Source organism: Acidimicrobiia bacterium (genome assembly GCA_040878325.1).
Lineage (GTDB): Bacteria > Actinomycetota > Acidimicrobiia > Spongiisociales > UBA11373 > JAUYIV01.
Genome location: JBBDMM010000018.1, coordinates 145199 through 157574 on the forward strand (window position 1 = coordinate 145199; position 12376 = coordinate 157574).

At 68.9% G+C, this 12376-nt stretch carries 15 protein-coding genes and 1 riboswitch; of the genes, 5 read left to right on the forward strand and 10 right to left on the reverse strand.

What is annotated here, in order from left to right:
* Positions 1 to 36 precede the first annotated feature (36 nt).
* The 6 genes from WD184_10995 to WD184_11020 form a co-directional block, all read right to left on the reverse strand.
* Complete coding sequence (locus WD184_10995; protein MEX0827264.1) at positions 37 to 225, reverse strand: hypothetical protein; 189 nt, start codon at positions 223 to 225, stop codon at positions 37 to 39.
* Between the two features lie 3 nt (positions 226 to 228).
* On the reverse strand, positions 229 to 969 hold the full coding sequence (locus WD184_11000) for an NUDIX domain-containing protein (protein ID MEX0827265.1): 741 nt from the start codon (positions 967 to 969) through the stop codon (positions 229 to 231).
* A gap of 194 nt (positions 970 to 1163) precedes the next feature.
* Positions 1164 to 2141 (reverse strand): ABC transporter ATP-binding protein, encoded by a 978-nt coding sequence (locus tag WD184_11005; GenBank protein ID MEX0827266.1) that lies wholly within the window; start codon positions 2139 to 2141, stop codon positions 1164 to 1166.
* Positions 2141 to 3760, reverse strand: coding sequence for an iron ABC transporter permease (locus WD184_11010; GenBank protein MEX0827267.1), 1620 nt, complete (start codon positions 3758 to 3760; stop codon positions 2141 to 2143). Before WD184_11010 ends, WD184_11005 begins: the two co-directional genes overlap by 1 nt.
* Positions 3736 to 4755 (reverse strand): thiamine ABC transporter substrate-binding protein, encoded by a 1020-nt coding sequence (locus WD184_11015; protein MEX0827268.1) that lies wholly within the window; start codon positions 4753 to 4755, stop codon positions 3736 to 3738. The genes WD184_11010 and WD184_11015 overlap by 25 nt, the downstream gene beginning before the upstream one ends.
* The gene (locus WD184_11020; protein ID MEX0827269.1) at positions 4752 to 5393 is read right to left on the reverse strand and encodes a thiamine diphosphokinase; all 642 of its coding nucleotides are present in this window, start codon (positions 5391 to 5393) and stop codon (positions 4752 to 4754) included. Before WD184_11020 ends, WD184_11015 begins: the two co-directional genes overlap by 4 nt.
* Positions 5379 to 5492, reverse strand: a riboswitch (TPP riboswitch). It overlaps the preceding gene by 15 nt.
* A 307-nt stretch (positions 5493 to 5799) precedes the next feature.
* Here WD184_11020 and WD184_11025 point away from each other — a divergent pair.
* Genes WD184_11025 through WD184_11035 form a run of 3 tightly spaced genes read left to right on the forward strand, consistent with a single transcriptional unit; the run spans position 5800 to position 7177 of the window.
* Entirely contained in the window at positions 5800 to 5958 is a 159-nt protein-coding gene (locus WD184_11025; protein ID MEX0827270.1) for a hypothetical protein, read from the forward strand.
* 14 nt (positions 5959 to 5972) lie between these two features.
* Positions 5973 to 6416, forward strand: a complete 444-nt coding sequence (locus WD184_11030) for a toxin-antitoxin system HicB family antitoxin (protein ID MEX0827271.1) — start codon at positions 5973 to 5975, stop codon at positions 6414 to 6416.
* Positions 6413 to 7177, forward strand: a complete 765-nt coding sequence (locus tag WD184_11035; GenBank protein ID MEX0827272.1) for a DUF4097 family beta strand repeat-containing protein — start codon at positions 6413 to 6415, stop codon at positions 7175 to 7177. Before WD184_11030 ends, WD184_11035 begins: the two co-directional genes overlap by 4 nt.
* Positions 7178 to 7191: 14 nt before the next feature.
* Here the strand turns inward: WD184_11035 and WD184_11040 are convergent, their stop codons facing one another.
* The gene (locus tag WD184_11040) at positions 7192 to 7959 is read right to left on the reverse strand and encodes a GDSL-type esterase/lipase family protein (GenBank protein MEX0827273.1); all 768 of its coding nucleotides are present in this window, start codon (positions 7957 to 7959) and stop codon (positions 7192 to 7194) included.
* A 76-nt stretch (positions 7960 to 8035) separates the two neighbouring features.
* Between WD184_11040 and WD184_11045 the strand changes: the two genes are divergently transcribed.
* Complete coding sequence (locus tag WD184_11045; protein ID MEX0827274.1) at positions 8036 to 9064, forward strand: LLM class F420-dependent oxidoreductase; 1029 nt, start codon at positions 8036 to 8038, stop codon at positions 9062 to 9064.
* On the opposite strand, the gene WD184_11050 is transcribed toward WD184_11045, so the two are convergent.
* Positions 9061 to 9276, reverse strand: coding sequence for a hypothetical protein (locus tag WD184_11050; protein MEX0827275.1), 216 nt, complete (start codon positions 9274 to 9276; stop codon positions 9061 to 9063). The genes WD184_11045 and WD184_11050 overlap by 4 nt on opposite strands.
* A 38-nt stretch (positions 9277 to 9314) precedes the next feature.
* Between WD184_11050 and WD184_11055 the strand changes: the two genes are divergently transcribed.
* Positions 9315 to 10304, forward strand: coding sequence for a hypothetical protein (locus tag WD184_11055; protein ID MEX0827276.1), 990 nt, complete (start codon positions 9315 to 9317; stop codon positions 10302 to 10304).
* A 4-nt stretch (positions 10305 to 10308) separates the two neighbouring features.
* Here the strand turns inward: WD184_11055 and WD184_11060 are convergent, their stop codons facing one another.
* Together WD184_11060 and WD184_11065 are read right to left on the reverse strand one after the other, a co-directional pair.
* Positions 10309 to 11643: an MFS transporter gene (locus WD184_11060; protein ID MEX0827277.1), complete on the reverse strand. Its 1335-nt coding sequence runs from the start codon at positions 11641 to 11643 to the stop codon at positions 10309 to 10311.
* Between the two features lie 33 nt (positions 11644 to 11676).
* Positions 11677 to 12195 (reverse strand): GNAT family N-acetyltransferase, encoded by a 519-nt coding sequence (locus WD184_11065; GenBank protein MEX0827278.1) that lies wholly within the window; start codon positions 12193 to 12195, stop codon positions 11677 to 11679.
* Between the last annotated feature and the right edge of the window lie 181 nt (positions 12196 to 12376).

Genomic DNA, 12376 nt, shown 5'->3' on the forward strand with positions numbered 1-12376 from the left:
TCAGTTCGGTGGGGCGATTCGAGGGAGAGCCCATCGTCAGCGCAGCTCCCTGAAGAACCGGATGAGAAACGGCTTCCCGCTCCGGTCGATGTCGATCGAGTCGATGGGTCTCTTGGCGGCCGGTGCCCGGTTGGTGCCGGCGGTAGTCGGTTCTGCTCTCTGGAAAACGATCACGTCAGGTGGTCCAGCCACCATGACTACTGCTGCCACTACTCGAGTTGTCATGTCCTAATTCCTCTCTGTGGTCGTCCGGTGGATCGGGCCGCCGTCGCGCCAAGCCTTGCCTGCTTTGAACAACTCGGGCGGTCGGCCGCCTTCAGGGCCGGGGCGTGCGCGGCGGCCGGTGGGGATCACCCAGCCTTCTTCGCCGAGGACGGCGCGTCGGAAGTTGGCGGCGTCGAGTTGGACGCCCCAGATGGCCTCGTATACGGCGCGGAGTTCGGCGATCGTGAAAATCGTCCCGACGAAAGCGGTGGCGATGCCGGACGTCTCGAGTTCGACGCGAGCCCGGTCGATGGCGTCGTGGAGTATGCGGAGGTGGTCGAACGCCAGCTCGATTTCCTCGTTGAGTACCTGCGACACCGGCACCAGGGCGGCGTCGGCGGCGTCGGATCCGGCCACCACCGCGCCCACATCGCGCAGTACTGCCAGGTAGCCGACGGTCACCACATTCATCCGCGGGTCGCGGCCGGGGTCGCCGTAGGCGCCGAACTGGGTGAGCAAGCGAGCGGCGTCGACACCGGTCTCCTCGGAGAGTTCCCGCTTTGCCGCTTCGTCCAAGGTCTCGTGCGGGCGCTTGAATCCGCCGGGGATGGCCCACATTCCCTCGAAGGGGTCCTCGCCGCGTCGAATGAGCAGTACCTGCAGCCCACTGTGGTTCATCGTGAGGATCACGATGTCGACGGTGACGGCGAACGGGGGAAAGTTCGAGGGGTCGTATCCGACCGGGGGATCAGTTCGTGTCGTCATGACTGGAACCATATCACATGGTTATGGTCGTGTCGACTAGAACATTTACGAGAGGCGATGGGCGAATCGAGAAGGGGATTGGCAATCGAGGTCTTGAAGTCGTCAGAGTGCTCGCAGGGTCAGCTGCCCCCTCCGCCTCGCTTCGCTTCGGCACCTCCCCCGCCCCAGGCGGCAGGGGAGGACCCTGGCCTCCCTCAACCGTCCAACAGGGCGAATGCCTCCGGGGGGACTTCGAGCCGGACCACCTGGCCGGGGGTGATTGGTTGGTGATGGGGTACCCGGATGGTGCCGCCGGTCACGCTGACCGCGATCAGGTAACCGGGGCCTTCGAATACCGAGTCCTCGACCACGCCTTCGGTGGTTCCGTCGGGGGCGATGCGGACCGCCTCTTCGCGGATCACCGCGCGGGCGTGGCGGCCCTCGCCGTGGCCCAGTCGAACTCCGTCGCGGCCCACCGTCACGTCGGCGATAGTCGAGAGGCCGAGGAGGCGGGCGGCGGCTTCGGTGCCGGGGGCCCGCCACAGGCGCTCGGGGGTGCCGACCCGGGCGATCGTGCCGCCTTCGAGGAGGGCGATCCGGTCGGCGACGGCGAAGGCCTCATCGGGGTCGTGGGTGACATGGAGGGCGGGGATACCGGCCGAGCGGAGGGCGGCGCGCAGGTCGCCGGCCAGTTCGCGGCGGAAGGCTCGGTCGAGGGAGCCGAGCGGCTCGTCCATCAGCAGCAGCCGGGGGCGGGCGGCGAGCGCACGGGCCACTGCCACTCGCTGTGCCTGGCCTCCCGAGAGTTCGCCCACCCGGCGCCGCTCGTACCCGCCGAGGCCCACCCGCTCCAGCTCTTCGACCACCCGGGCTCGTCGCTGCGGCGCGGGCAGGTCGGCGATCCCGAAGGCGACGTTGGCGGCGACGTCGAGATGCGGGAACAGGGCGAAGTCCTGGAACACCATCCCGAAACCCCGCAGATGGGCCGGGCTGGCGGTGACATCGGTGCCCTCCCACAGGACCGCGCCTGCCGCCGGGCGGTGCAGCCCGGCCACCACCCGCAGCAGGGTGGTCTTGCCCGATCCGCTCCCGCCGAGGATGGCGACGATCTCGCCGGAGCCCACGGTGAGGTCGACCCCGGTAAGCACCGGTAGCGGCCCGAACCGGGCGGAGATTGCGCGCAACTCGAGCATCAGAACGCCCCCGGACCGGGCATGCGGGCTCGTTCCACTGCCAGGATCGCGGCGGTGGTGATCGCCATCAGCAGCACACTCAACGCCATCGCCTGGCCGAAGTTGAGCACCCCGGGGCGGCCGAGGAAGCGGAAGATGGCAATGGGGATGGTCGGCCCGCCGGGCCGGGCGAGGAACAGGGTGGCCCCGAACTCACCCAGCGAGATGGCAAAGGCAAAGGCCGCCCCCACTGCGGCGACCCGGGAGACGATCGGCAGGTCGACCTCGCGGAAGGTCCGCCCCGGTGACGCTCCCAGCGTGGCCGCCGCCTCGCGCAGCCGACCCCGTACCGCCCGCAGCACCGGTACCGACGATCGCACCACGAACGGAGCCGCCACCAGGGCGTGGGCGATCGGGATCAGCGCCAGCGATGCCCGCAGGTCGACCGGCCAGTCGAGGGCGATGAGGAAGCCGAACCCCACCGTCACCGCCGAAGTGCCCAGGGGCAGCATCAGCAGGGTGTCGAACCATCGGGAGAGCCGCCCGCGCCGGGCCGCGATCAACACGGCCGCCGGCAGGCCCACCCCGAGGGCGATCACCGTCGCTGCCACCGCGAACCCGAGCGAGTTGCCGATCGCCGCCCCGCTGTCGACCAGGTCGTCGGACCCGAGCGCCCGGTATGCCTGGAGGCCGAACCCGCCACCGGCGGTGAGCGACCGCCACAGCAACACCAGTGGCGGTCCCAGCACCAGCAGGCCGGTGGCACCGAGGATGCCGGCGACCAGCGCCCGTTCCCGGCCGCCCTGGATCCGCCGCGCCGTTTCCCGCACCGGGCGCAGCGTCTGTTCCACCGTGTGCCGCTCCTGATACCGGGCATAGGCGGCGAGGGCGGCCACCACGCCGATCATCTGGAGCAGGGCGAGCACCGCCGCCCCGGGCAGGTCGAGCAGCAGGGCGAAGCGGCGGTAGATCTCCACCTCGACAGTGGCGATGCGGGGGCCGCCGAGGATCAGCACCGTGCCGAACGAGGTGAGGGTGAACAGGAAAACGATCGACGAGGCTGCCGCCAGCGCCGGTCGCAGTAGGGGCAGGGTCACCCGGGTGAAGGTGCGCCACGGGGAGTAGCCGAGCGAGCGGGCGGCGTCCTCGAGGCGGGGGTCGAGGTGGCCCCACACCCCGCCGACGAGTCGCACCACCACGGCGACGTTGAAGAACACATGGGCAGCGAGGATCACCCACACGGTGCCGTGGAGGTCGATCCCGAGCAGGCCGCTGGGCCCTGCCAGGGCGAGGAAGGCGGTTCCCACCACCACGGTGGGCAGCACGAACGGCACGGTGGCGATCGCCCGGGCCAGGCTGCGGCCGGGAAACTCGAACCGGGACAGCACCCATGTGGCCGGCATCGCCACGATCACCGTGAGGACCGTCGACACCACCGCCTGCCACAGCGTGAACCAGGCGACGCCGCGCAGGCCCCGGTCGCCGAAGACCCGCCCGATGGCATCTGCCCCGCCCTCGACCAACCCGGTGGTGATGATCGACGCCACCGGCCACACGAAGAACGCCCCCAGGAAGGCGACCGGGACGACGGCGAGGGCGATCGCCGTCCGTCGGGTCACCGCAGCACCACCTCGATCCATTCGTCGAGCCAGCGCTCCCGGTTGGCCCCGATCACCTCGGGGGCGAGGCCGGGCGGAGTGTCGGTGGGCCGCTCGCCGAACCACGCGGGCAACTCGGCCTCGGGCCGCACCGGGTATACGAACATCTGCCCCGGCACGTCCTCCTGGAACTGCAGGCTGAGCATGAAGTCGATGAACTTGCGGGCGTTCTGCGGATGGTCGGCGTTGACCAGGATCCCGGCGAACTCGATCTGGCGGTAACAGCCGTCGCGGATCACCGCGGTGGAGGTTTCCGGGATCGGCGGCTCGGCATCGATCACTTCGGCCGCCGGCGAGGTGGCATACGACACCACGATCGGGCGATCGCCGTCGCCTGCCCCCGAGAACATCCCGTAGTAGGCGGTGCCCCAGTCGGGGGCGATCTCTACGTCGTTGGCCCGCAGGTCGGCCCAGTAGTCGAGCCACGTGTAGTCACCGCTCTCGCCGAACCGGACGATCGTGGCCAGCATGAACGCCAGGCCGGGGGAGGAGATCGTCGGATCCTGCACCACCAGCATCCCCCGGTAGCGGGGGTCGGTCAGGTCCTCCAGGGTCGCCGGCGGCGGCAACTCGCCACCGAATGCGCTCCGGTCGTAGTTGATGCAGACGTCCCCGTAATCGATCGGGGTGACGAACGGGCTGAGCTCGAACTCGTCGGGGATCTCCGGTATCAGGAAGGACTCGTAGCGCACGAAGATCTCGGCGTCGAGCGCACGGGAGAGCAGGGTGTTGTCGACCCCGAACAGGATGTCGGTGACCGGGTTGCCTTTGGTGAGGGCCGCCTGGTTGACGATCAACCCGGCGTCGCCACCACGGATGATCGTCACCTCGATCCCCGTCTCCGCAGTGAATGCGGCGAGCACCTCATCGGACACCTCGAAGAAGTCGTGGGCGACGATCCGGACCACCGGCGGCTCGGCGACGCAGGACGCGGTGAGCAGGGCGAGAACGGCGCCGGTGGCGATCAAGCGCTTCATGCGGAGGTTCCTCTCGTGTGGATGACAAGTGCTTGGCCCCCGGCGGCCGTGAGGTGGGCTGTGTGGCCGATCATGCGATTGCTGATGCTGCGGCTCGAGTCGGGTTCCAGGACTGCCTCTTCCAGGCCCCACTCGAGCCCGGTCACAGACACGGTCACCGGGCCGCCCATGGGGACGATGGACACGATGTCGCCCGGTACGCCGTCGACATCGACAGACTCATGGAGCGGGACCACCCGGGAGGCACCCATGCGCCACTCGAGATTCAGCCCGGCGTAGCGGGGCGCCGCCACCAGCGCGGCGTTGGCCAGCAAGTGATCGATCCGTTCGAGGGCGGTTCCTCCGACGATCACCACCCGCTCGAATCCGCGGGCGACGGCGGCGTCGAGCGCCAGTTCCAGGTCGGTGGCGTCCTTGTCCTCCGGGTGCCGTTCGATGGTCGCCCCTTGCTCCTCGGCGAGGTGGAGCGAGGTCGGATCGGCCGAGTCGAGATCACCGACCACCAGGTCGACGTGGAGTCCGAGGCGCTCGGCCATCGCCAGGCCGCCGTCGGCGGCGATGACGAATCCCGGATGCGGCACCGGGTCGACCGGGGGCGCGGCATCGCCTCCAGCGAGTATCAGGCAGATATCGGTCACGACTCCCTCCGCTGGCATTACCCAGATCAGGTTCGGTCGGGTCGGTGGCGGAACGGCCACCCTCTCAGCTCAGCTCCCCGAGCTCCCCGGTGTGTTCTTGCGCTCTGAGTCTACGTGTTCGGTGCGATGTCGGGGTTTGGGAAGCGATTGGCGATTGGCGATTGGGAGGTCTGTCCTGGCCGCACGCTGTCTCAGCTGCCCCCTCCGTCTCGCTTCGCTCGCCACCTCCCCCGGAAGCCGGGGGAGGACGCGCTTGCCCTGGCCGCACGCTGTCTCAGCTGCCCCCTCCGTCTCGCTTCGCTCGCCACCTCCCCCGGAAAGCCGGGGGAGGATCCCTTGACAACCTGACATCAACATGACATCATCCTGCTGTCACAACGACACTGAAGTGACAGGAGGAGGAGTAATGTTGATCTCGAGCAAGACGATCAAGGCGATCGGCCAGGAACGGCACCGTCGGACCGTGGTGCTGCGGGCCCGTACGATCGAGCAGGCGACCGACCTGGACCGCAGCCTTGCGGCCCCGGTCGGACTGCTCGTTTCGACGGCAACCACCGGCCGATGACTCAGGAGGCACGGATGGACACCACGATGGCGATGGCCAGACTCCAGGGAGCGATCGAGCAGCAGGTGCTCGTGGCCGGAGGCGACCCCGAAGTCGAGGCCGCGTCCCGAGCTCTCCTCAGCGCCCTCGAGCCGGCGGTGCGGCAGCTGGCCTATGACCTGGCCGAACAGGCCGCGGCGGAAGTCTCCGGGCAACTCGGTGGTTACGACGTCGACGTCGTGCTCGCCTCCGGCGAGCCGTCCATCCGGGTTCGAGCGCGCGATTCCGTCGAGGCACCCGGCGGCGAGTCGCTCGACGCCCGCATCACCCTCCGGCTCCCGCCCACCCTCAAGGAGCTGATCGAGTCGGCCGCCGAGGAGCGCGGCGAGTCCCTCAACTCGTGGCTCGTCAAAACGATTTCGATCAAGGCCGACACCCGCGGAAAGTCCCGCACGATTCAGGGAACGATCGAGACATGAAGGAATTCCGTTTCCCCAGCTCGGGCACCCCGACCGTCTCGCTGCGACTGCCGTCGGGCGAGGTGCGGATCGTCCAGGGAGAGCCGGGCGAGATCACCGTCCAGCTCGAGGGGCGTTCCTCGACGGTCGACAGGTTCATCGTCGAGGACCGCGGGGGCGAGATCGTGATCGAGCCCGAGCGGTCTTCGAAGGGCCGCTGGTCGTCGGTCGAGGTCACCATCTGGTGCTTCGATCCGATCAACTTCCGCGGTCGCCTGGTTGCGGCGGACATCAATTCGGCCGTCGAACTCGCCTCCGCTCACATCGAGAGCGCGTCGGGCGACATCCACCTCAGCGATGTGTTGGGAGACGCCACCATGAGGTCGGCCTCCGGTGACATCAAGGCCGGTCTCGTGGCCGGCCACCTCGAAGTTGCCGCCGCTTCCGGCGACGTGCGCGCGGTGCACGTCAAAGGGACGGCCTCGATCAAGACCGCTTCGGGCGATATCAAGGTCGGCTCGGTAGACGGCGAGTTCCAGGCCAAGTCGGCATCCGGAAGCGTCGTCGTCAACCGCTTCGACGGCCCGTCATTCGATGCCAAGAGCCTTTCGGGCGACATCTCGCTCGGCGTACCCGCAGGCCGGAAGTTCGATGTCGCCTTCCAGACGCTCAGCGGTGAGGTGCGCACCGACTTCCCGGTGGGCCACGGCGGCGATGGCGCCCCGGCCCGGCTCAGCATCAAGACCGTCTCCGGCGACATCACGGTCACAGGAAGCAGGTAGATAGGAGTCAAGAATCAAGAAGTCTTGACTCTTGGATCTTGACTCATAGCCACTGCGGCCTCGAACACCGGGATCGCTTCCTCGGCGAAGATGGCGTGGCCCAGGCCGCACGCGTGGAACTGATCGCCGGCGAACAACGCGGGGTCGTCGCGGAACGCCTCGATGATCCGACCACGGGTGTGCACCTTGAGAGTGCGCCGGTGGGCAACGGCGACCTCGCGGCAGATCCGGTCGAACCGGGCCGACCGCCGGCTCGCCAGCCGGCTCAAGGTGGGCGGTAGGCGGGGGATCGAACCGAGGTCGCCCATCCCGTAGAGCACCACGACGCTCCCCGCCCCCTCGAGCGCCACCACGATCTCCTCCAGGTCCCGGTGGAACCTTGCCGCGGGGGTGCCACGTAAAGCGTCGTTGGCACCGACGGACAGCGAGACCACATCCGGGCGCAAGCGCAGCGCCTCGGTCAGCTGGCCTTGGATGACATCGCGGGCCTTCGAGCCGCCCACGGCCAGGCTGATCAGCTCGACGCGGTAGCGGTCGGCGAATGATCGCGCCACGGTCCGGATCCAGACGTCCTCGATGTCCTCCACCCCGGGGGCCGTGGTGGAGGAGTCGCCCAGGGCGACAATGCGGAACGGGCGAGCGGCCGGGTCTCCGAAGACGCCGGACGGATCCTGATTCGGGTACGTAGGCAGGTCGCGGCGTACCGCGGCTCGTATGACTTCGCCGGCGACGATGGCGGCTACGGCGAGGGGTACCGACGCGACTCTTCGCTTGACACTCATGGCGCGCCGAGAGTACCTGGCTTGACCAGATCGATTCCTGATCCGAGGATGCGGCAGCACGCAAGGGGAGAATGGCATGCGACTGGGCCTGAATCTGGGATATGCCGGGGCGAAGGTCGATCCGCGGATGGACCTGGTCGTCGAGGCCGACCGCCTGGGATATCACTCGGTGTGGGTCGCCGAGGTCTACGGCAGCGACGCCGTGTCGATGCTCGCCTGGTACGGGGCGTCCACCGAGCGCATCCACCTGGGCAGCGGCATCCTCCAGATGCCCGCCCGCACCCCGGCAATGACGGCGATGACGGCGGTGACGCTGTCGGAACTCTCGGGTGGGCGATTTCTGCTCGGCCTCGGCACCTCTGGCCCCCAGGTGGTGGAGGGCTGGCATGGCGTGCCCTACGGCAAGCCACTCGGGGTGACCCGGGAGTACGTGTCGATCGTCCGCTCCGCCCTGGCCCGGGAGAAGCTCGAACATCACGGCACCTACTACCAGATTCCCTACGACGGGCCCGGGGCGTCTGGCCTCGGCCGGCCGTTGCGCCTCACCGTCCATCCCACCCACGAGGTACCGATCTATCTCGCCGCCATCGGCCCCAAGAACGTCGCCCTCACCGCCGAGATCGCCGACGGCTGGCTGCCGTTCTGGTTCTCCCCGTACCGGGCCGGCGAGGTGTTCGCCGACGCCATGGCGGAGGGGTTCGCCAGGTCGGGTGATCCGTCGAAGCGGGACCGCTTCGACATCGCCCCAACGGTTCCCGCCGTCGTCACCGACAACACTGAGCAGGCACTGTGGGGGGTCAAGCCGCTGCTCGCCCTGTATGTGGGGGGCATGGGCGCCCGCGGCAAGAACTTCTACTTCGACCTGGTCTGCCGGTACGGGTACGAGGCCGAAGCCACCAAGATCCAGGACCTCTACCTCGCCGGCGAGAAGGAGGCCGCGGTGATGGCGGTCCCCGACGCACTCGTCGAGGAAGTTGCCCTCATCGGTCCGCCCGCCGCGCTTCGTGACAAACTCGAGGCATGGAAGGAGTCCGGCGTCACCACCCTGTGCCTCGTCGCCCAGGACGTGGAGACGCTGCGAACCCTGGCCGAGCTGGCTCTCTAGTGGCGGCGGCGATCTACGAGCCGATCGGCCACCTGCCAGAGAGAGCCTGCCACCAGGAACGCCGCGGCCGACCCCGCCACCAGCCACCAGTCGCCGTAGGCAACGGCGAGGGCGATCAAGATGGCACCGGCCAGCCCCGCCACCACGGCGGCGATCGAAGTCGTGCGCGCCAGACCGATGGGGACCCGCTCGGCGATCCGGTCGAACACCATGTGATCAGCGTAAACCGCGCCGGCGATTGGTCGGGGCCGTGACGATTCGTGAGGCCGTCGACTCCGGCGATCTCGACCGTCTGGTGCGTCTCGTCGACGGGCTATGCGCGTCGCGCGACTGGGCCGGGGTGGTGGAGTTGAGGGATCGCTGCCGGCACGCGTTGGAGCGAGGGCTGCAGCTGTGGCCTGCCGCCGAGTTCGCCGAGTACCGCCTGGCGCTCGAGGCGCCGGCCGAGTTCGCCGGGCCGGTGGTCGTAGCCGGGGCAGGTCGCTTCGCCCTTGGACCGCTGTGGGAGGTGGCGGCCAGCACCCACCCCTGGGACGAACTGCGTGACACCATCGCTTCCGGGCCGGCTCGAGCCCTCGCCGCGCTCGAGCGGGTGATGCGGGGCGAGGATCTCCGCGGAGACGACAGCATCGATCGGGGCGTGCTCGACGTGCCCCTGTCGCTCATGTCCTGGGAGCCCCGTTTCGGGCTCGCGGCGTATCGGTCGAACGAGGCCGACTTCCCCACCCCGGACCTCCCGCACCTGGAGGCGACGAAGCCGGTGGCAGCGGGTGATCCGGTCGAGGACCGCGAGTCGACGGAGGCGCTGTTGGCCCTGGCCCTGCCCTGGGCCGAGCAGTCGAACGGCCGGGTAGAAGCGATCGCAGTGGAGGGGACCGCCGAGGCGGCCATCGCTGCTCTCGAGCCGGGGCCGGTTCGCACCGCCGCGGTCGACGGTCCTGCCGCGCTCGCCTCGATGGCGTGGACCGCGGCCAGCGGCGGGGCGTACGGTCGCCGCCGGGGGGCGCCGATGGGCCGGTTCGGGGCGTGGTGGGCGGCGGCCGCACTAGCCGGGGTGGAATGGCCACCCGATCCCGACGATTTCGTGAACGATCTCGCCTCGTTGCGCTGGGTGCTGTGGGAACCGCAGGAGGCTCCGCCCGGATGGTCCGGATCGATCGCCGCCGAGTCGCCCGACGAGGGGATCGGGTGGGCGCTGCTCGCCGTCGACCAGCATCGCGAGGAGGAAGAGGTCGAGTAGCCGCCTACTCCTCGATGTGGTCGGGCAACTCGGTCTCCAGGTTGCGCACCCGGGGGAGCGCATATCCGATCGCGGCGATCACCACCACCATCAGGCCGCTGAGGATGAACATGAACCCGACTCCCCGTCCCGGACCGGTTCCGATGAGTGCCCCCACGGATCCGGCGAGGGCGCCGTCCTCGGCGAGCAGGGGTTCGAAGACGTTGTCCGCGAGCGGTCCGGCGGCGAGCAGTGCGATCGGGGAGATCGCCGAGGCGATCATCCGCCGGATGGCGAACACCCGGCCCTGAACCGCCGGCGGCACCTTGGTCTGCCACAGCACCTGGCTGGCGGTGTTGGCGACCGGCACCACCGCCATCATGAAGAACCCGCCGAGACCGACCACCAGCAGGGAAGGGGCGATTCCGGCGAACGCGGAGGCGGCCCCGGCGACGGCGATGGCGATCATCGTGCCTCGAACCCGCTTCTTGGGCCCGCCCCACGCGCTGACGGCGACGCTGCCGACGATGGCGCCGACGCCGACCGCAGAGAACATCGCCCCGACGGCCGCCTCGGTGGAGAACGCCAGGACCAAGGGGATGATGAGCACGTTGACGAACGCCAGGGCGAAGTTGACCCCGGCGTACACCCAGAGGAGGCCGAAGAGGCCGGGGCGGTCCTTGACGTAGCGCCACCCCGCCTTGGCGTCACCGAGCACCGAGCCGGTGGCGGTGTCGGCATGGGCCTTGGGGCGAGGGATGCGGACCATCATCAGTGTGCCGATCGCCACCATGAAGGTCGCCGCGTCGGTGATGAGCACCCCGCCGAGGCCGAAGGTGACCAGGATCACTCCGGCGAGCGCCGGGGCGAGCACCAGCGACAGGCCGTCGTTGAGTTGGACCAGGCCGTTGGCCCGGCCGAGATGCTTCTTGGGGACGATCAACGGGATCGACGCCATCCACGCCGGGCTCTGGAAGGCGTTCCCGATGGAGCCGACCCCCACCAGGCAGTAGATGTGCCACACCTCGAGCGAGTCGGTGAAGAAGAGCACGGCGATGATCAGCGTGGCGACCCCGGCCAGCGAGTCGGCGGCGAGCATCACCCGGCGCTGGTCCCACTTGTCGACCAGGGCTCCGGCTATCGGAGAGATGAGCGTCGCAGGCACCCCGTAAGCGAGGCTGGCGATCGCCAGCGCGGTCACCGATTCCGTCTCCGTGTAGACCCAGATCTGGAGTCCGAAGGCCGTCAGGGTGGTGCCGACCACCGAGACCAACTGGCCCGCCCAGACGGTGAAGAAGGTGCGCATTCCCGACGATGCCGGCACGGGGGTCTGGGGCTCGACGGCTGCGGGAATGCTCATAGACGGCATAGTGACATCAGAATGATGTCACTGTCAAACAGACCGGTCGAGGGCCACCCGGTAGCGGACTTCGGGGAGCAGCGCGCCGTAGATGTCCTCGATCTTGGTGGCACCATCGAGACTCCATCCGGCTGTCTCGTAGAACCGCCGCGCCCGGTCGTTGGCCCTCAGAACCCAGAGAATGGCCGCCTCGAAGCCGTGCTCGGCGAGCCAAGCCTCGCCGGCGCTGATCAGATCGCGCCCGTGCCCGTGATCCCAGTGATCGGGGAGTACGTAGATAGCCCGGACTTCGCCGACCGGTCCCTCGAGATCCTCATCGCGCGCCGGCCCGAGCGAAGCCATGCCCACCACCGTGTGGTCATGCTGCGCCACCAACAGAGCCTCCCGATCATCGGCCCGCTCGAAGAACGCCGTCCACTGAATGACGCGGTGCTCGACATTCAACCGATCGATGACATCGTCAGGAATCAATCCCCGATAAACCCCATCCCAGGAGCCGACCTGCACCCGGGAAATGGCGGGTATGTCGTTCGGGGTGGCGAGGCGGGCCATAGAGAAGAGTAAGCCGGCAGCCTCGCGGGGGAGTGCCCGCGGCGCCACCTCCCCCGTCGAAGACGACGGAGGAGGACGCCTTGCGGGAGGCGGGCGGCGGGAGGCGGGAAGAGGGCGTCGCCATTCGCCCATCACCCATCGAATCGAACACATGTTCGATCACTCGCGTACACTCCTCTCC